Here is an 18397-nt window from a genome sequence, read left to right as displayed (position 1 = left end):
ACGCAGTGTGGCCGTACGACGCAGTGTGGCCGTACGACGCAGTGTGGCCGTACGACGCAGTGTGGCCGTACGACGCAGTGTGGCCGTACGACGCAGTGTGGCCGTACGACGCAGTGTGGCCGAATGTCACATTCGGTCGATCGAATCGACGCGATGTGACATTCGGCCACCACCCGCGAGGGGTGTTGTGACGCTACGGATCAGGCGTCGGCGCCGATGATGAAGGCCTCGAGCTCGGTGCGGGCCTTGTCGTCGGCCATCTGGACCGGCGGGGACTTCATCAGGTAGGCGGACGCCGGCAGGACGGGGCCGCCGATGCCGCGGTCCTTGGCGATCTTCGCGGCGCGGATCGCGTCGATGATGATGCCGGCCGAGTTGGGCGAGTCCCACACCTCGAGCTTGTACTCGAGGTTCAGCGGCACGTCGCCGAAGGCGCGGCCCTCGAGGCGGACGTACGCCCACTTGCGGTCGTCGAGCCAGCCGACGTGGTCGGACGGGCCGATGTGGACGTCGTTGGTGCCCATCTCCTTCTTGAGGTTGGAGGTGACGGCCTGGGTCTTGGAAATCTTCTTCGACTCGAGACGCTCACGCTCGAGCATGTTCTTGAAGTCCATGTTGCCGCCGACGTTGAGCTGCATGGTGCGGTCGAGCTGCACACCGCGGTCCTCGAACAGCTTCGCCATGACGCGGTGGGTGATGGTGGCGCCGACCTGCGACTTGATGTCGTCGCCGACGATCGGGACACCGGCGTCGGTGAACTTGGCGGCCCATTCCGGGTCGGAGGCGATGAACACGGGCAGCGCGTTGACGAACGCGACACCGGCATCGATGCAGCACTGGGCGTAGAACTTGTCGGCCTCTTCGGACCCGACGGGGAGGTAGGACACGAGCACGTCGACCTTCGCGTCCTTCAGCGCCTGGACGACGTCCACGGGCTCGGCCTCGGAGAGCTCGATGGTCTCGGCGTAGTACTTGCCGATGCCGTCGAGGGTGTGGCCACGCTGGACGGTGACGCCGCTCGGCGGAACGTCGGCGATCTTGATGGTGTTGTTCTCGCTGGCGAAGATCGCCTCGGAGAGATCGAAGCCGACCTTCTTCGCATCCACGTCGAATGCCGCGACGAACTGGACGTCGCGCACGTGGTACGGGCCGAACTCGACGTGCATCAGGCCGGGAACGGTCGTGTTCGCTTCCGCGTCCTTGTAGTACTCGACGCCCTGGACCAGGGACGAGGCACAGTTCCCCACGCCTACAATGGCCACGCGCACCGAGGTGCTGTTCTCACCCATGGTCGGGTTCTCCTTCTGTGTTGCGTTGTGCTGTCGACTGCTCGGCGGCGATCAGTTCGTTGAGCCAGCGGACCTCGCGCTCACTGGACTCGAGGCCGAGCTGATGAAGCTGACGGGTGTAGCGATCCAACGTCCCGCTGGCCCGTCCGATTGCGTCGCGGAGCCCTTCCCTGCGCTCCTCGACCTGGCGGCGCCTGCCCTCGAGGATCCGCATCCGCGCCTCGGCGGGGGTGCGGCTGAAGAAGGCGAGGTGCACGCCGAAACCGTCGTCGGTGTAGTTCTGCGGACCGGTGTCGGCCACCAGCTCGGAGAAGCGCTTGCGCCCCTCCGGGGTGAGCTGGTACACGCGACGCGCTCGTCGCTTGACGGTGCCGGGTGGTCCTGCGTCCTCCTCGATGAGTCCGTCGGCCTGCATCCGTCGCAGCGTCGGATAGAGGGAACCGTAGGAGAAGGCGCGGAACGCGCCGAGCAGCCCGGTCAGTCGTTTGCGGAGCTCGTAGCCGTGCATGGGCGACTCGAGGAGCAGCCCGAGAATTGCCAGCTCGAGCAAGAGGCCTCCTCCACCGTGTCGTCGAACTATCCGAGTGATGCGATCACCGATTATATCGCACCGATATATAGGACGATAACCGACAGCAGTGCATGTAACAACGGGTAGCGGTAATTTTCCTCAGGGCTCGTAGGGAAACACCGCGATCGGCGTACCGTCGAACGCCAGCACCAGGTGCCCGCCCTGATCGGTGCCCGGACGCCGCGCGTGGACCGCGACCGTCGCCCGGCCCGCGTCGTCGACGTCGAAACCGACCTGCTCGACCCGGCCGTCGGGCACCCGCAGGGTCGCTGGAGCGCCGAGGATCACCTGCGACACCGCGACCAGGTCGAGGCCTGCCAGATCGAAGGCCACCGCATCCGACGGCCGGGTGTGCGGACTGCTCCACGAGGCGAACTCGCCGTCGAAGGTGTACGAGAGATACCGGTGCGGTTCGTCGGCGACCGCCCGGTCGAACGACGCGTGCTCCGGGAACAGCGTCACGTCGTCGACGAGCGTGTCGCCGAACTCGGCCCGGTACTCCTCCACGAACCGGGCCAGTCCCTGCGGCGACGTCAACTCCGGTGGCGGCGGCGGTCCGTCCGCCGCGTTCGCGGCCAGTCCCGCCAGCGCCCCCGTCACAGCCCCTGCCGCGACCGCGGTCGCCGCGACCACCACTCGACGAGTCCTCACCGGGTTCCCCGGTTCTCGAACCGGTGCAGTTCGATCAGCTCGCCCTGCGGCGTCACCTCGAGAAAACCGGTCTCGCGAGCCGTATTGCTCACGAATATGCGCACCGACGGCTGGCCGTACGACACGTCGACGGAGATGTGGCCGACCGTGCCGTCCGGTACGCCGACACTCTGCGGCGCCCCCGCGACGTACCCCGCGAGGGCGTCGACGTCCAACGTCGCCAGGTCGACCACCGCGGTGTCCACGGCGCGGGTGCGGGGCACGTCGTCCGCGTCGAAACCGCCGCGGTAGGTGTACGACACCATGCGGTCCGGGCTGCCGGGCACGGAACGGGTGACGCGCGCATGTTGCTCGAAGAAGTCCACCTCGTCGACCAGCGTGTCCCCGAACGCCGCCAGGTGGTCGGCTCGGAACTGCTCGAGGCCGGCCCGCGTCACCGGGCTCGGCGTCGGCACCACGACGGGCCGCAGCGCTGCCGGATCGAGCGCCGGCCCCAGCGGCGCGGACGGTGCATCGACGCGTACCCAGGAGAACGTCGCCACCCCTGCCGCCACGGCCGACGCCACCACGACCGCGGTGAACACCCCGGGACCGCGCGCGCGGACCCGTGCCGTCGCGGCGACGTCCGAACTCGCCTGCAGGTCGGCGACCAGCTCGTCCAGTTCGCCGAGCGTGCCGGCGACGTCGGCACGCGCATCCCGGGCCTCGTGTTCGGGACCGGTGAGCTGCCCGTCCGCGTACGCCGCGTCGAGACGCGCCCGGACCGCCGCCCGATCGACGTCGCGTGCCCTGGTGGAAGGCGAACGGCGGCCGATCATGCGGGAGATCGTAACGATGCAGTTCAGAACACGCGCTGCACGGTGCCGTCGAACAGAACCTTCACGTATCGGGTGCGGTCGCCGGACTCGACGTAGATGTTCGCCGTCGGCGTGCCGTCGTGGGCGAACGAGACGTGCGAGACCGCGCCGTCGGGCAGTCCGACCAGCGCGGGGGCTTCGGCGATCCGGGTGGTCAGGGCCCCGGGGTCGACCCCGCCGAGGTCGACATCGCGGTAGCCGGGGAGGCGCTGCGTCGTCACCGGTTGGGCCCGTAGCGCCCCGCCCGCGTAGCTGTACGTGGCGATCCGGCCGGGGTCGTCCGGCAGCGCCCGTTCGATGTGAGCCCGATCCGGACGGAGGACCAGCCGATACACGACCGTGTCACCGAAGCGGTCCCGCACCGACGCGAGAACCCCCTCGAATCCGCCGGGTTCGAGCGGCCGCACCGGAGTCACCACGATCGGGTCGACGCCGTCGCCGGGAACTGCCACCGGTGCGGCGGGCTGCTCCCGCACGGCCGCGGGCTCCGGCGCCGGACCCGCCGACAGCAGCAGCACCGCGCCGGCCACCGCGGCCGCCACCGCGACGGCCACCGCCACGATCCGGCGCAGCCCGGGCCGCCGGGCCGAAGACGGGACCGCCGGATTCTCGGGTGGCTGCAGGTCCCGGACCAGGTCCGCGAGCTCGCCCAGCGTCTTCGCGGACATGGCCCGGGCCGTCCGGTCCCGGTGTTCCCCGAAGTCGAGCTGACCGTCGGCGTAGGCGGTGTCGAGGCGGCCGCAGGCCTGCGCCCGGTCGATGTCGCGTGCCCGCGTTCGCGGCGTGTGTCGGCTCACCATCCGGGCAGCGTAGAACGTCCGATATGGGCGCGTCGCACAGTCACGCGGCCCACACCCTGCCCACCCGCGTGCCGTCCGCACGTACTCTGGACCCGTGCGGATACAGCGGCAGGTGGTGGACTACGCGCTGCAGCGCAGGTCGCTGCTCGCTCAGGTCTACTCGGGACGGACCGGCGTCTCGGAGGTGTGCGACGCCAGCCCCTACCTGCTCCGTGCCGCCAAGTTCCACGGCCGCGGCAGTGACGTGGTCTGCCCGATCTGCCGCAAGGAGCAGCTGACACTCGTGTCGTGGGTGTTCGGCGACAAGCTCGGTCCGGTGTCCGGGTCGGCCCGCACCGCGGAGGAACTGGTCCGCCTGGCCGCCAGCCAGGAGGAGTTCTCCGTCCACGTGGTCGAGGTGTGCCGCACGTGCAGCTGGAACCACCTCGTCCAGTCCTATGTCCTGGGGGCGGAACCCGCGCCGAAGCGGCCCCGCCGCAGGTCGACCGGCCAGAGCCGCCGCACCGCGAGCGAGTGAGCCGTGCGCGACCCCTGCTGAACCGCCGCGCCCGGTGAGGTCCCCGGGTGACACTGCACTGCCCGAAAACACTGCACTGCCCGAGAACACTGCACTGCCCGAAACATTGCACTGCCCGAACGCGCGCTGCCCGACGAGACCGAAGTCTGCAGACGTGAAACGAGGACGCGTGCCGCGCGTCCGCGCTACCGGTTGGAGATGAGTACGTGAGTTCCCCCCACAACGACCCGCAGGGCGACCGGCCGATGCCGCCGCACGGGAACGGACCGGCAGGTCCCCCGCCGCCGCGGCGACCGGGACCTGTGGGGGGTCCCCCACCGCAGCGCGGTCCCGGCGGGCCGCCGCCCGCCGAACGGCGGATGCCCCCGCCGCAGGGACGTCCGTACCCGCCGCCGCCGCGCCCCCAGCCGGGCGGCCCGCGGCCCCAGCCGTATCCGCCGCAGCAACGTCCCCCGCAGCAGTACGGGGCCGCAGGGATGCCGTCGCCGGACGCTCACGGGCCGCGACCGCAGCAACCACCGGCCGACCGGACCCGGCAACTCCCGCCGCAGAACCGGCCGCCGGTGCAGAACCGCAACCCTCAGCAGCCGCCCGACCGGCCCGCAGGCGCGCCCCCCGGCGGGCGCCCACCGACCCCGCCCCCGACCGCGCGCGGCGGGGGTGACGAGCCCCCGCGTGGTCCGGGCGACCCCAAGTCGACGCGCTGGCGCACCGTGCGGCGTGTCGGCTACGTGGCCGTGGCCCTGGCCCTGGCCCTGGTGCTGCCGATCCTCGCGTTCATGCTGGCCTACGTCGTCCAGGAGGTTCCGCGTCCCGGTGACCTGAAGACCAACCAGGTCGCCACCGTCTACGCCGCCGACGGCTCGACCGTCATCACCAAGGTGGTGCCGCCCGAGGGCAACCGCACCGAGGTGGGCCTCGACGAGATCCCCGAGCACGTCCGCAACGCCGTACTCGCCGCCGAGGATCGTGACTTCTACAGCAATCCCGGATTCTCGGTCAGCGGCTTCGCCCGCGCGGCCCGCGACAACATCCTCGGCCGGGAGAGCGCCGGCGGTGGTTCGACCATCACCCAGCAGTACGTGAAGACGGCGCTGGTCGGCTCCGAGCGCACCCTGACCCGCAAGATGAAGGAACTCGTCCTCGCGTCCAAGATGGCCAACCAGTGGTCCAAGGACGACATCCTCGCCGCCTACCTGAACACCATCTACTTCGGTCGTGGCGCGTACGGCATCGCCGCTGCCTCCACGGCGTACTTCGGTAAGCCCGTCGGCGAGCTCACCGTCGAGGAGGGTGCTGTGCTCGCCTCCTCGATCCAGCTGCCGTCGCTGCTGGATCCGGAGACCAACCCCGAGGGCGCCCAGGCGCGCTGGAACTACGTCCTCGACGGGATGGTGACCGCCGGCACCCTGAACGAGGCCGACCGGGCCTCGATGCAGTATCCGCGGTACGTGCCGCTGGCCGAGGTCGACAACGGCGGACAGTCCAACGGGCCGGAGGGCCTGCTACGCACCCAGGTGCTGCGGGAGCTGTCCGAGGAGGGCATCGACGAGAACCTGCTGAACACCGAGGGACTCCAGATCACCACCACGATCGACCCGCAGGCACAGGAGGCCGCGCTCGACGCGGTCCGCACGAACATGGACGGCGAGCCGGAGGAGCTGCGCACCGCCGTCGTATCCGTCGACCCGCGCAGCGGCGCCGTCCGCGCCTACTACGGCGGCGACAACGGCGGTGGCTTCGACTTCGCCCAGTCCGGTCTGCAGACCGGATCGTCGTTCAAGGTGTTCGGCCTGGCCGCCAACCTCGACCAGGGCAACCCGCTGTCCGCGATGTACGACAGCGGCCCGCTCACCGTCAACGGCATCTCGATCGGCAACGTCGAGGGCGAGAACTGCGGCACCTGCACCATCGCCGAGGCGCTGAAGCGGTCGCTCAACACCAGCTTCTACCGGATGATGCTCGAGATGGACAACGGCCCGCAGGCCATCGCCGACATGGCACATCAGCTCGGCATCCCCGAGGAGATCCCCGGCGTCGGCGAGACCCTCACCGAGCCGGGCGGCGTCGGCCCCAACTACGGCATCGTGCTCGGCCAGTACCAGTCCCGCGTGATCGACATGGCGTCGGCGTACGCGACGCTCGCCGCGTCCGGCACCTACCACGAGCCCTACTTCGTGCAGAAGGTCGTCACCGCCGACGGCACCGTGCTGCTCGACCGCGGCACCCCCGCCGGGGAACAGCGTGTCGACGAGGCCGTGGCAGACAACACCACCGCCGCGATGATGCCCATCGCCGCGTACTCCAACGGGCATGCCCTCGCCGGCGGTCGCCCGTCCGCCGCCAAGACCGGCACCGCGCAGCTCGGCGACACCGGCTCGAACAAGGACGCCTGGATGGTGGGCTACACGCCGTCGCTGTCGACGGCCGTGTGGGTCGGCACCGAACAGGGCCTGCCCCTGGAGAACAGTTGGGGCGGCATGATCTACGGGTCCGGCCTGCCGTCGGACATCTGGAAGGACACGATGGACGGTGCCCTCCAAGGCACCGACGTCGAGAAGTTCCCGACTCCCGAACCGATCGCCGGACAGGCCGGCGTCCCGGCGTACTCGGCGCCGGCGCCGCCGAGGACCACGACGCAGACCCCGACGACGACCGAGCGGACGACGCCGGAGCTGCCCACGCCGCCGGAGATCACGACCCGCAACGTCGAGATCCTCCCGGGCGTGACCATCCCCATGCCGGGCGTGGCGCCGCAGACCACCACCCAGCAGGTGCCCACACCGACCCCCACCACGGAAGAGGACACGCCGGGCTTCGGGACGCAGGACGAGTCGACCGGTGCCGGCGGGGACGAGCAGTCCGGCAACAGCCGCTTCCAGGAGGACCCCGCCGGCGCCACACCCGGCGGGTAGCCTCGCGGGGTGACCGAGAAGAGAGAGCTCGCGTCGCCGGGTCCGCTCGTTGCCGACCGCCGCTCCGCGGACTGGCGCGACGCACCCGGATGGACCGATCCGACGGTGTCGCGTCTGTCCACCGGCATCGGCGGCCCCGTCGGACGGTACGCCCTGCTCGGACGCACCCGGTTCTTCACGCCGCTGCGCGCGCTGCTGCTCCTGGCGGTCGTGTTCCTCGCTCTCGGCTGGTTCACCAAGGCCGCCTGCATCCAGCAGGGGCCGGTGGGCGAGAACGGTGCCCTCGGGCTGGACTGGGGCGACAACCGGCAGTACGTCGCCATGTGCTACTCCGACGTCGTGCCGCTCTACGGCGCCGAACGCCTCAGTGCCGGTGCCTTCCCGTACAAGACGTCGTGGGAGGAGCCCGGACCGGACGGGCAGTCCCAGGTCCGGTACATGGAGTATCCGGTCCTCGCCGGCCTCTACCAGTACGTCTCGATGCGCGCAGCGAAGGCCTGGGACGCCGCGTCGTGGCTTCCGGGCGGCCTGCAGGTGGCGATCTACTTCGACATCGTCGCGGTGGGTCTCGCCGCGGCCTGGCTCGTCACCGTGTGGGCCACCGCGCTCTCCGCCGGCCGCCGCATCTGGGACGCGGCGCTCGTCGCCGCCTCGCCGCTCGTCGCCGTGCACGCCTTCACCAACTTCGACGCCCTCGCCACCGCCTTCGCGGCCGGTGGGCTGCTGGCCTGGGCGCGGCGGCGGCCGGTGCTCGCCGGGGTGCTGTTCGGGCTCGGTGCCGCCACCAAGCTGTACCCGCTGCTGCTGTTCGGTCCGCTGCTGCTGCTGTGCCTGCGCACCGGGAAGCTGCGGGCACTGGGCCAGGCGGCCGGTGCCGCGGCGGCCGCCTGGCTCGCCGTGAACCTGCCGATCATGGTCCTCTACCCGCGCGGCTGGGCCGAGTTCTTCCGGCTCAACACCGAACGCGGGGCGGACCCCGATTCGATCTACAACGTCGCGCGGTCGCTGACCGGGTGGTCCGGCTGGGACACCTCCACGCTGAACTCGGTGTCGCTGCTGCTGTTCGCCGCGGCCTGCGGCGGCATCGCGTGGCTCGCGTGGACGGCTCCGCGCCGCCCCCGCCTCGCCCAGTTGTGCTTCCTCGTGGTTGCCGCGTTCCTGCTCACCAACAAGGTGTGGAGCCCCCAGTATTCGCTGTGGCTGGTGCCGCTCGCCGTGCTGGCCCTGCCGCACCGGCGGATCCTGCTCGCGTGGATGACGATCGACGCCCTCGTCTGGGTGCCGCGCATGTACTTCTATCTCGGCGCCGAGAACAAGGGCCTGCCCGAGCAGTGGTTCACGACGACCGTGCTACTGCGCGACCTCGCGGTCGTGGCGCTGTGCGCGCTCGTCGTCCGGCAGATTCTCCGTCCGGCCGAGGATCTCGTGCGCTACGGCTTCGTCGACGACCCCGTCGGTGGTGTGCTCGACCACGCCCCCGACGCTCCCCCGCGGTGGATTCCGGAGGGAGTGCGGCCCGGCGCCCGGCGGACATCACCTCCCGAATCGGCCGAGCGGCGGACACCCGCGTCGAGCGCCGCATCGTAGCCCGGCCGGAGCCGCGCGCGACGGGTGCTGCCCGCGCGCGTAAAAACTTGCGCGGGAAGCATTTTCGCGCGCGAGTGCTCGTCCGCGACGAGCGTCGTCTACACGCGCAGCGCGTCGAAGGGCGCGACGGGGAGGTTGCGGACGACGAACCAGCCCAGCACCGCCCACAGCACGATCTGCGGCGCCCACCGCCACTGGTACCACTGGACGATCCGGTGTCCACGGACCCGGGCGGCCGTCCACACGACGAACGACCACCCCAGCAGCAGCACCGCGGCCACGCCGAGGGCGTTGTAGCGCAGCGCGGCCGGAACATCGAGGTGCAGCAGCGAATACAGCATCCGCGACGATCCGCACCCGGGGCACCAGATACCGAACAGGGCGCGGGTCGGGCACGGCGGAATCGGGCCACCCGGCGTCGTCGGATCCGCCCACGCGACGGCCGCGCACACGCACACCGACACGGCCGCCACCCCGACGGGAGCGGCGAGCCGGGCGGTGAGCGTCTGCACGGCCGGGTCCCTCAGTAACCCGACGACGAGACCGCCGCGGCGAGGACGACGATGTAGAAGACGACGACCACCGCCCATACCGCGACGCTCGCCACCACCGACCAGATCGCCCACTTCTTCGCGTCGTCGGCCGATCGGCGCGCGGCATCGAACTGGCCCTGCGCCCAGAGGGAATTGACCTGGCTCGCCTTGATGATCGAAACGACGCCGAGCGGCAGGCAGCAGAGGATCGTCGTGAGAATGCCCCACACCAGGTTGTTGTCGGGTGGCGGCCCGAACTGCGGCCCCGGGTAGTACCCGTAGCCGCCCGGCGGGGGATACCCGCCCGGATTGTTCGGCGGGTACTGCGGATAGTCACTCATCTTCGTCCTCGATCACCCCGTCGGGATCCCGGCCTGTTCCGGTTCCCCCCGCGCGGAAGGGTAGACCAGCCGCGGTGCTGCCGCACTCACCACGACCGCGCCGGCCGCCCGGCCCGGGACGTGTTCACCGATTTTCTCCGCTCATAGCCGGCATCCGGGGTTGCTCCTCGTCGGGTGGGGGCTGGCCGGATCGGCGCAGGGGTGCGCCGGCGAACACGAAGAACAGCACGACGAGCAGCGCGGCCCGCCCCCACACCCCGACCAGGGTGAGCAGCAGCGGGATCGTGGTGTCGCTGTGGGTCATGGTCGCGTCGAACCACAGGAACACCCCGATCCCGATGGCGAGGTCCACGGTGAGGTACGAGGCGATCAGCGGCCAGCGCACCCGCAGCAGCACCAGGAACGGCAACAGCCACAGGGTGTACTGCGGTGAATGGACCTTGTGCAGCAGCAGGAATCCACACAGCATCGCGGCGCCGACCGCGACCCACGGGTAGCTGCCGTCGCGGCGGTACCGCCGCCACCCCAGCCACAGCGCCAGCGCGAAGGCGGCGCAGATCGACAACGGCGAGACGACGGCGACGATGTCGTTGTACTCGGCCGTGACCTCGGTGTCCTGATAGCCGCCGACCAGCGGCCGCAGCCCCCAGTACCAGATCGAGTTGCTCGTGGCGTCGGCCGCGCGGTTGCCCTGGAACTCGAACGATGCGCGCCATCCCGGATAGCCGAGCAGCGCGAACGGCAGGTTCACGGCGATCACCGTTACCGCCGCTGCGGCGCCCACCGTCACCGCGCCCCGCACGTCGCGCCGGGGTCGCGGTTCGTCCCCGCCGGTCAGGACGTACGCGATCAGCGGCAGCACGAAGATGCCGGGATACACCTTGAGGCAGAACCCGACCGCGAGCAGGACGGCCGCGGCCACCGCGCGGGTGCGCAGGGACCACCGTCGCACCCCGAGCACGGCCACGGCCCCGACGGTGGTCGCGACGACGGGCAGGTCCCAGTTGTGGAAGCCGTACAGCACCAGCGGCGGCGTCACCGACCAGAGCAGCGCGGCCCATCCGGCCAGCCGGCCGAGGAGCCACGCGACGAGCAGGCCGAACGGGGCCAGCAGCAGCGCGGAGTGCAGGAGGAACTCGGCGTCGGTGTCGGCGCGCAGGGCCCCCACCCACATCAGGATGCCGCTCAGTACCGGGTACTCGACGGTGCCGCCGGTGAGCACGCCGTCGCGGGTGATCCCGCCGTCGAGGAACGGGAACAGGTGCAGGTTGATGCCGCGTCCGATCCACAACTGCTGGATGTCGGAGTAGCAGACCGTGGCGTCCTTGACCGCGTCGAACCGCACGCTGCGGCCCTGCGGGTCGAACGGCGGCCCGGCGCAGCGGGCCTTGTTCAGGTAGCCGAGCCACATGGCGAGCGCGCACGTCACGACGGCGACGAGCGCGGGCGTCCGGGAACTCGTGCGCATGTTCTTCACCCTAGGCCAATTTCGCTGGTCAAGGGCGCGTCGTGTAGCCTGCATGGGTTGCTGACGCAACGACCCTCCTGTCACGGACCGTCCGTGACCGCCCATAGTCCATAGGAGGTGATGAGGTCTTATGCGTCATTACGAACTGATGGTCATTCTCGACCCCAGCCTGGACGAGCGCACTGTCGCCCCGTCGCTGGATACGTTCCTCAACGTCGTTCGCCAGGACGGCGGCAAGATCGACAAGGTCGACGTGTGGGGTAAGCGTCGTCTCGCGTACGAGATCGCCAAGCACAGCGAAGGCATCTACGCGGTGATCGACATCAGCGCTACGCCCGCCACTGTCGCGGAGCTGGATCGCCAGCTCGGCCTGAACGAGTCGGTGCTCCGCACCAAGGTTCTGCGCCACGGCAAGTGAGTCTGTCGGCGTCCGGCCGTAGGCTCGGGCGCATCAGGACTCCACACACAGCAGGAGGAACCACATGGCAGGCGACACCGTCATCACCGTCATCGGCAATCTGACGGCTGATCCCGAGCTGCGTTTCACCCCGGCGGGGGCCGCGGTCGCGAACTTCACCGTCGCGTCCACGCCCCGCATCTTCGACCGTCAGTCCAACGAGTGGAAAGACGGCGAGGCGCTGTTCCTGCGCTGCAACATCTGGCGTGAGGCAGCGGAGAACGTGGCCGAGAGCTTGACCCGTGGCTCGCGCGTGATCGTGCAGGGCCGGCTCAAGCAGCGCAGCTACGAGACGCGTGAAGGCGAGAAGCGCACTGTCGTGGAGCTCGAGGTCGACGAGATCGGCCCCTCGCTCCGCTACGCGACGGCCAAGGTCAACAAGGCCAGCCGTGGCGGGGGCGGTGGCGGGGGCGGCTTCGGCGGTTCCTCCGGAGGATCGGGCGGGGCCCGTGCCGGCGCGAGCACCGGCGGGGACGACCCGTGGGGCAGCGCCCCGGCGGCGGGCTCCTTCGGCGGGGACGACGAGCCCCCGTTCTGATCCGACCTTCGATCGGAACATTCGGAAAGTACGGAGAAAGACCATGCCTAAGGCGCCCGCGCGCGAAAAGGTTTTGAAGAAGAAGGTCTGCACCTTCTGCAAGGAAAAGAACGTGCAGATCGACTACAAGGACACGACGTTGCTGCGCAAGTACGTCAGCGACCGCGGCAAGATCCGCGCCCGTCGTGTCACGGGCAACTGCGTGCAGCACCAGCGCGACGTTGCCATCGCTGTGAAGAACTCGCGTGAGGTGGCCCTGCTTCCTTACGTCTCGACGGCTCGCTAAGGAAAGGGAGGGACACACGATGAAGCTCATTCTCACTGCCGACGTGGACAACCTCGGTGCGCCTGGCGACACCGTCGAGGTCAAGGACGGCTACGGCCGCAACTACCTGCTGCCCCGCGGCCTGGCGATCGTCGCCACCCGTGGTGCCCAGAAGCAGGTCGAGGGCATCCGCCGGGCCCAGGAGGCTCGTGCGGTGCGCGGCCTCGATCACGCCAAGGAGCTCAAGGCCGCGATCGAGGGCCTCGAGAGCGTCACCTTGGCCGTGAAGACCGCCGGCGACTCGGGCAAGCTGTTCGGCTCGGTCACCGCCGCCGACGTTGCCGGTGCCGTCAAGGCCGCCGGTGGCCCCGTCGTCGACAAGCGCATCATCGAGCTGCCCAAGGCGCACATCAAGTCGACCGGCAAGCACACGGTGATCGTGAAGCTGCACCCGGACGTGACCGCGAAGTTCGATCTGAACGTCGTGGCCGCCTGATTCCGGTCCTCGAAGAGCCCTGCGCCCCTGGTGCAGGGCTCTTCGTCGTCTGTCCACAGGCTTGTGGATAACCCGACGGGGGTACCGGTAGGTTTGTGACCTGCAGCATAGCGGCGGGGTGCCGGAACCGCGTAACACGCCCGGAAACACATCCGGCACGACACGCCGAGCGGGTTGTTCTCCACACTTGTGAAACACGATTTGTGCCGTCTGAACAGCAGCGATGCAAAGTGTGAGATGCGTTGTCCCCAGGTTGTCCCCAAGGGGTGCACAAGGTCGTCCTCCTGTTTCCACAATTCATCCACAGATGTGTGCACAGGCGGATTTGGACGGGGCGTTCCCAGTGCCTAACGTCGAGCGCGCGCGTCCGGAGGACGTGTCGGTGGGGCCGGGTAGAAGTGGTGACGAGCGCGGATGGACAGGGCCTGTCCCCCGCGAAGGTGCCGAGACGGGGAAGGACGGCGTCGCGTGGCTGTAGTGGACGATCGGGGCCATTCCGAGTACCCGGGACCGCCGGAGGAGCCGGCGGGCGACTTCGGCCGCCAGCCCCCGCAGGACATGGTCGCCGAGCAGTCGGTGCTCGGGGGCATGCTGCTCAGCAAGGACGCCATCGCCGACGTGCTCGAGGTGCTGCGGCCCGGCGACTTCTACCGTCCCGCCCACCAGGCGGTGTACGACTCGATCCTCGATCTCTACAGTCGCGGTGAGCCGGCCGACCCCGTCACGGTGTCCGCGGAACTCGACCGGCGCGGAGAGCTCCGCCGCATCGGCGGCGCCGCCTACCTGGTGACGCTGACCCAGACCGTGCCTACCGCCGCGAACGCCAGCTACTACGCCGAGATCGTCGCCGAGAAGGCCATCCTGCGCCGCCTCGTCGAGGCCGGCACCCGCATCGTCCAGTACGGGTACGCCGGCTCCGATGGGCAGGACGTCGCCGAGGTCGTCGACCGCGCCCAGGCCGAGATCTTCGAGGTCTCGGAGCGCCGCACGTCCGAGGACTTCGTCCCGCTCGAAGAGCTGCTGCAGCCCACCATGGACGAGATCGACTCGATCGCCAGCCGCGGCGGCATCTCCCTGGGTGTGCCCACCGGGTTCGCCGAACTCGACGAGATCACCAACGGTCTCCACGCCGGGCAGATGATCATCGTCGCCGCCCGCCCGGGTGTCGGAAAGGCGCTGTCCCTCGACACTGCACTGCCCACCCCCGGCGGCTGGACGACCATGGGCGAGGTCGCCGTCGGCGACGAACTTCTCGACGCCCACGGTCGCCCCACCCGGGTGCTGGCCGCCACCGAGGTGCTGCACGGCCGCCCCTGCTTCGAGGTGGAGTTCTCCGACGGCACGGTCCTCGTCGCCGACGAGCAGCATCAGTGGCTCACCTCCGACGGCGGCCCGTCGCGGGTACGCACCACCGGGGAGCTCGCGGCCTCACTCTCCACCGGCCACATCGTCGGCAACGTCGCTCCGCTGCGCCTGCCCGTCGCCGATCTGCCCGTCGCCCCGTTCACTCTCGGCGCCTGGCTCGGTGGCCCGTCGGCCGATCCCCACGTGCACATGCGGGTGCAGGGCGAGGGCGGATTCGCCGAGGAACTCATGACGCTCGGCGCGCACATCCCCGGCGCCTACCAGCGGGCGTCGGAACAGCAGCGGCGTGAACTGCTCGCCGGTCTGCTCGACGCCGGCGGCCACGTCGAGGACGACGGCACCGTGCGATTCGAGTCGGACTGCGCCCGCCTGCGGGACGACGTCGCCGAGCTGCTGGCCGGCCTCGGCTACACCTGCGCCGCCGCCGGGTCGGCGGTGCGATTCGCCACCGACGACGACGTGTTCGTCCTCCCCAGCAAGGCCAAGGCGCACAAGCAGACCCGTACGACGGTGGCGCGGCAGCGTCGCATCGTCGCCGTCCGTCCCGTCGAGTCCGTACCGGTGCGGTGCGTCGAGGTCGACGGTGAGCACCTGTATCTCGCCGGGCGGTCGATGGTGCCCACCCACAACTCCACGCTCGGCATGGACTTCCTGCGGTCCTGCTCGGTCAAGCACGGCATGGCTTCCGTCATGTTCTCCCTCGAGATGGGCAAGACCGAGATCGTCATGCGGCTGCTCTCCGCCGAGGCGAAGATCAAGCTCGGTGACATGCGTTCGGGCCGCATGACCGACGACGACTGGACGCGCCTCGCCCGGCGGATGAGCGAGATCAGCGAAGCGCCCCTGTTCATCGACGACTCCCCCAACCTGACGATGATGGAGATTCGCGCAAAAGCGCGGCGCCTCAAGCAGAAACACGACATCCGGCTGGTCGTCGTCGACTACCTGCAGCTGATGACCTCCGGTAAGAAGGTCGAGTCCCGCCAGCAGGAGGTCTCCGAATTCTCCCGTAGCCTCAAGCTTCTCGCGAAGGAGCTCGAGGTCCCGGTGGTCGCGATCTGTCAGCTCAACCGCGGTCCCGAGCAGCGCACCGACAAGAAGCCCATGGTCTCCGACCTGCGTGAGTCGGGTTGCCTCACCGCGAGCACCCGCGTCCTGCGCGCGGACAACGGCTGCGAGGTCACCCTCGGCGAGTTGCTGGTCAGTGGGGAACAGCCCGTCGTCTGGTCGCTGGACGAGCGCATGCGCATGGTTGCGCGCTCGATGACCAAGGTGTTCCCGAGCGGACGCAAGGAGGTGTTCCGGCTGACGCTCGACTCCGGTCGTCAGGTGGAGGCCACCGCGAACCATCCCTTCCTCACCGTCGACGGGTGGATTCCCCTCGGCGAGCTCACGGTCGGCGAGCGGGTCGCGGCGCCCCGCGCCGTTCCTGCTCCTCTCGCCACGCACGCCGTCTCCGAGGACGACGTCGTCGCGCTGGCCGAGCGCGCCGTCGTCGAAAGTTCTGTTCCGTCCCAGGCGTTCGCGCTGCCGAAGGAACAGGTCGCCGCGCTCGTGTGCCACGTGTGGGAGGGCAACGGAATCGTCGCGTGGGACGGAGCCCGAGGGCGGGCCGATGTCCGGTATCCGTGCGCAGCCCGGTGCCTCGCCGACGACTTGGCCCGTCTGCTCCTGCGAATCGGCGTCTTCGCTCGGATCGCTGCGGCCGAAACAGGTTGGGATGTCGTCGTCACCGGCCCGGAGAATCAGGCCGTCTTCCTGCACGACGTGGGCGCCCACGGCACCGCGGCACAGTGGGTGCTCGCGCAGCTCGGCCCGAAGCTCGTACGTCACGACGCCGACACCGTGACACCCGACGTCGAGGCGGCGCTGGGCCGGCTCCTCGCTGTCGAGGAACTCGCTCCCAGCGAGCTCGTCGCGGCCGCGGCTTCGCGGTCCGTTGGGGGTTCACGGTCGAGTCTGGCTCAGGTGGCAGGCGTCCTCGACACCGCCGACATCGACATGCTCGCCACCAACAATGTGTACTGGGACGAGATCGTATCCATCGTCAGCCTCGGTGAGCAGGACGTGTACGACGGGACCGTCCCGGGCACGCACAACTTTGTTGCCGATGGCATCTCGGTGCACAACAGTCTCGAGCAGGATGCCGACATGGTGATTCTGCTGCACCGGCCAGACGCGTTCGAACGTGACGACCCGCGCGGCGGTGAGGCGGATCTGATCCTCGGCAAGCACCGCAACGGTCCGACGGCCACGATCACCGTCGCGCACCAGCTGCACTTGTCGCGCTTCGTGGACATGGCGCGGGGCTGAGGGTTCGCCTCACAGCCCGGACGGCGTCCGACGGGATTCGCGCACCGATTCGGAACTTGCCCACGCAATTCACGCGGCAAGTTCCGATTCGGTGGGCAAGTTCCGAGCGCTACCGCACCGGCCGGCTCGTCGACAGTGCGACGGCGCCGAGTACGCCGACGGCGGCGAAGGCGTAGAAGCCCCAGGGGTATGCGACGCCGGCCTGCAGGAGCGCACCGCCGAGGATCGGACCGCAGATGGCGCCGATGCGGCCCACGCCGGCGGACCAGCCGAGCGCCGTGGCGCGTGCCTCGGCCGGGTAGGCCGCGCTGGTGAAGGCGTAGACGAGCACCTGGGAACTGAAGACGAAGCAGCCGGCAAGGAACACCAGCACGTAGACGCCGTAGGCGAGGTTGATGCTGAGCGTGGCGAGGAACAGCGCGGCGAGGGTGAACCACACGAGGCCCGCGGTGCGTGCGCCGATCCGGTCGGCGACGCGGCCGGCGACGAGCAGGCCCGCGACGGCACCGGCGTTGAGCACGAGCAACAGCGACAGCGACGCACCGAGGTCGTATCCGGCTTCGCGCATGATCGTCGGCAGCCAGGTGTTGAGGCCGTACACCAGGAGCAGCCCCATGAAGGAGGTGACCCAGATGGACACGCTGGTGCGCAGCAACTGCGGCGAGAACAGGGCCCGCACCGGCGACGCCGGCTTCGCGTCCGGGGTGTGGCCGGGGTCCGGTGGCACGACGTCGGTGGACGGAAGTCCGTAGTCGGCAGCGATGCGTGCGGCTTCGTCGTGCCGGCCTCGGGCGGAGAGGTACGCGGGCGACTCGGGCAGGTAGCGGAACATCAGGGGGACGAGAACGAACGCCGGCAGTGTGCCCGCGACGAACATCGAACGCCACCCGGAACTCTCCAGCAGGACGAGGGCGAGCAGGGCCGTCGCCACGGCGCCGACGTGGTAGCCGGTCATGACGGTGGTCGACGCGGATCCCTTTTTCCCGGGCGCGAATTCGGCGACGATGGCCAGCGCGGTGGGCAGTGCGCCGCCGAGGCCGAGGCCCGCGAGGAAGCGCAGGACGCCGAGCATCTCCGGTGATGTCGCGAACGCGCATGCGAGGGTCAGCACCGAGAAGGCGGTGACGGAGAAGATGAGGGTGCGTCGCCGGCCGAGGACGTCGGTCAGTGTGCCGATGGCCAGGGCTCCGAGTGTCATGCCGACCAGGCCGGCGGTCGAGATGACCGTGAGGCCGCCGGCATCGACGTTCCAGTCCGGGTAGTCCAGCAGCGCCGGGTTCACGGCGCCGAGAACGACGAGGTCGAAGCCGTCGAGGAGTACCGCGACCCAGCACAGCGCGATGACGAGTCGCGCGGAGCGGGTCGTGTGTCGGGGCGCCTCGGTGGCGACCCCGTCGGAGCTTGTTCGCATAGTGCACACCTGTTCGTAACCGA

General features: G+C 69.8%; 17 protein-coding genes. 8 read left to right on the top strand and 9 right to left on the bottom strand.

Annotated features, from left to right (window positions below; translation table 11 throughout):
- Nucleotides 1-200 precede the first annotated feature (200 nt).
- The 5 genes from QNA09_RS22985 to QNA09_RS22965 form a co-directional block, all read right to left on the bottom strand.
- Complete coding sequence (locus QNA09_RS22985) at nucleotides 201-1289, bottom strand: inositol-3-phosphate synthase (RefSeq protein WP_010596261.1); 1089 nt, start codon at nucleotides 1287-1289, stop codon at nucleotides 201-203.
- Nucleotides 1282-1839, bottom strand: a complete 558-nt coding sequence (locus QNA09_RS22980) for a PadR family transcriptional regulator (protein ID WP_010596260.1) — start codon at nucleotides 1837-1839, stop codon at nucleotides 1282-1284. The genes QNA09_RS22985 and QNA09_RS22980 overlap by 8 nt, the downstream gene beginning before the upstream one ends.
- A 120-nt stretch (nucleotides 1840-1959) precedes the next feature.
- Entirely contained in the window at nucleotides 1960-2511 is a 552-nt protein-coding gene (locus tag QNA09_RS22975; protein ID WP_228287134.1) for a hypothetical protein, read from the bottom strand.
- Nucleotides 2508-3329 (bottom strand): DUF1707 domain-containing protein, encoded by an 822-nt coding sequence (locus tag QNA09_RS22970; protein ID WP_119700205.1) that lies wholly within the window; start codon nucleotides 3327-3329, stop codon nucleotides 2508-2510. Before QNA09_RS22970 ends, QNA09_RS22975 begins: the two co-directional genes overlap by 4 nt.
- Before the next feature lie 23 nt (nucleotides 3330-3352).
- Entirely contained in the window at nucleotides 3353-4168 is an 816-nt protein-coding gene (locus QNA09_RS22965) for a DUF1707 domain-containing protein (RefSeq protein WP_010596257.1), read from the bottom strand.
- Between the two features lie 94 nt (nucleotides 4169-4262).
- On the opposite strand from QNA09_RS22965, the gene QNA09_RS22960 reads away from it, so the two are divergent.
- The 3 genes from QNA09_RS22960 to QNA09_RS22950 all read left to right on the top strand — a co-directional run bounded on the left by QNA09_RS22960 (nucleotide 4263) and on the right by QNA09_RS22950 (nucleotide 9187).
- A complete protein-coding gene (locus QNA09_RS22960) occupies nucleotides 4263-4685 on the top strand; it encodes a DUF5318 domain-containing protein (protein ID WP_048771266.1) in 423 nt (140 codons plus the stop codon).
- Nucleotides 4686-5161: 476 nt separating this feature from the next.
- On the top strand, nucleotides 5162-7600 hold the full coding sequence (locus tag QNA09_RS22955; RefSeq protein ID WP_308072486.1) for a transglycosylase domain-containing protein: 2439 nt from the start codon (nucleotides 5162-5164) through the stop codon (nucleotides 7598-7600).
- A gap of 9 nt (nucleotides 7601-7609) precedes the next feature.
- Nucleotides 7610-9187, top strand: a complete 1578-nt coding sequence (locus tag QNA09_RS22950) for a glycosyltransferase family 87 protein (RefSeq protein WP_119700203.1) — start codon at nucleotides 7610-7612, stop codon at nucleotides 9185-9187.
- A 98-nt stretch (nucleotides 9188-9285) separates the two neighbouring features.
- Here QNA09_RS22950 and QNA09_RS22945 read toward each other — a convergent pair whose 3' ends face one another.
- The 3 genes from QNA09_RS22945 to QNA09_RS22935 all read right to left on the bottom strand — a co-directional run bounded on the left by QNA09_RS22945 (nucleotide 9286) and on the right by QNA09_RS22935 (nucleotide 11529).
- Nucleotides 9286-9699, bottom strand: a complete 414-nt coding sequence (locus QNA09_RS22945) for a DUF2752 domain-containing protein (protein ID WP_010596253.1) — start codon at nucleotides 9697-9699, stop codon at nucleotides 9286-9288.
- Nucleotides 9700-9710: 11 nt separating this feature from the next.
- On the bottom strand, nucleotides 9711-10061 hold the full coding sequence (locus QNA09_RS22940; RefSeq protein WP_010596252.1) for a CD225/dispanin family protein: 351 nt from the start codon (nucleotides 10059-10061) through the stop codon (nucleotides 9711-9713).
- A gap of 124 nt (nucleotides 10062-10185) precedes the next feature.
- Nucleotides 10186-11529 carry a glycosyltransferase 87 family protein gene (locus QNA09_RS22935; RefSeq protein ID WP_040273033.1) on the bottom strand — a complete coding sequence of 448 codons (1344 nt, stop codon included), beginning with the start codon at nucleotides 11527-11529 and terminating at the stop codon, nucleotides 10186-10188.
- Between the two features lie 130 nt (nucleotides 11530-11659).
- Between QNA09_RS22935 and rpsF the strand changes: the two genes are divergently transcribed.
- The 5 genes from rpsF to dnaB all read left to right on the top strand — a co-directional run bounded on the left by rpsF (nucleotide 11660) and on the right by dnaB (nucleotide 16963).
- A complete protein-coding gene (gene rpsF / locus QNA09_RS22930; protein ID WP_003938619.1) occupies nucleotides 11660-11947 on the top strand; it encodes a 30S ribosomal protein S6 in 288 nt (95 codons plus the stop codon).
- 64 nt (nucleotides 11948-12011) lie between these two features.
- Nucleotides 12012-12524, top strand: coding sequence for a single-stranded DNA-binding protein (locus tag QNA09_RS22925; protein WP_010596250.1), 513 nt, complete (start codon nucleotides 12012-12014; stop codon nucleotides 12522-12524).
- A gap of 43 nt (nucleotides 12525-12567) precedes the next feature.
- On the top strand, nucleotides 12568-12810 hold the full coding sequence (gene rpsR / locus QNA09_RS22920) for a 30S ribosomal protein S18 (protein WP_003938621.1): 243 nt from the start codon (nucleotides 12568-12570) through the stop codon (nucleotides 12808-12810).
- A gap of 19 nt (nucleotides 12811-12829) precedes the next feature.
- The gene (rplI, locus tag QNA09_RS22915) at nucleotides 12830-13285 is read left to right on the top strand and encodes a 50S ribosomal protein L9 (RefSeq protein ID WP_017680194.1); all 456 of its coding nucleotides are present in this window, start codon (nucleotides 12830-12832) and stop codon (nucleotides 13283-13285) included.
- Nucleotides 13286-13753: 468 nt separating this feature from the next.
- The gene (dnaB, locus tag QNA09_RS22910; protein WP_201027024.1) at nucleotides 13754-16963 is read left to right on the top strand and encodes a replicative DNA helicase; all 3210 of its coding nucleotides are present in this window, start codon (nucleotides 13754-13756) and stop codon (nucleotides 16961-16963) included.
- A gap of 109 nt (nucleotides 16964-17072) precedes the next feature.
- Here the strand turns inward: dnaB and QNA09_RS22905 are convergent, their stop codons facing one another.
- Nucleotides 17073-18374 (bottom strand): aromatic acid/H+ symport family MFS transporter, encoded by a 1302-nt coding sequence (locus tag QNA09_RS22905; protein WP_010596248.1) that lies wholly within the window; start codon nucleotides 18372-18374, stop codon nucleotides 17073-17075.
- Nucleotides 18375-18397: the final 23 nt, after the last annotated feature.

This window comes from Rhodococcus sp. AH-ZY2, from assembly GCF_030916465.1.
Classification (GTDB): Bacteria; Actinomycetota; Actinomycetes; order Mycobacteriales; family Mycobacteriaceae; genus Rhodococcus; species Rhodococcus ruber.
The sequence above is the reverse complement of the archived record's forward strand: the minus strand, read 5'-3'. Positions and strand labels throughout refer to the sequence as shown.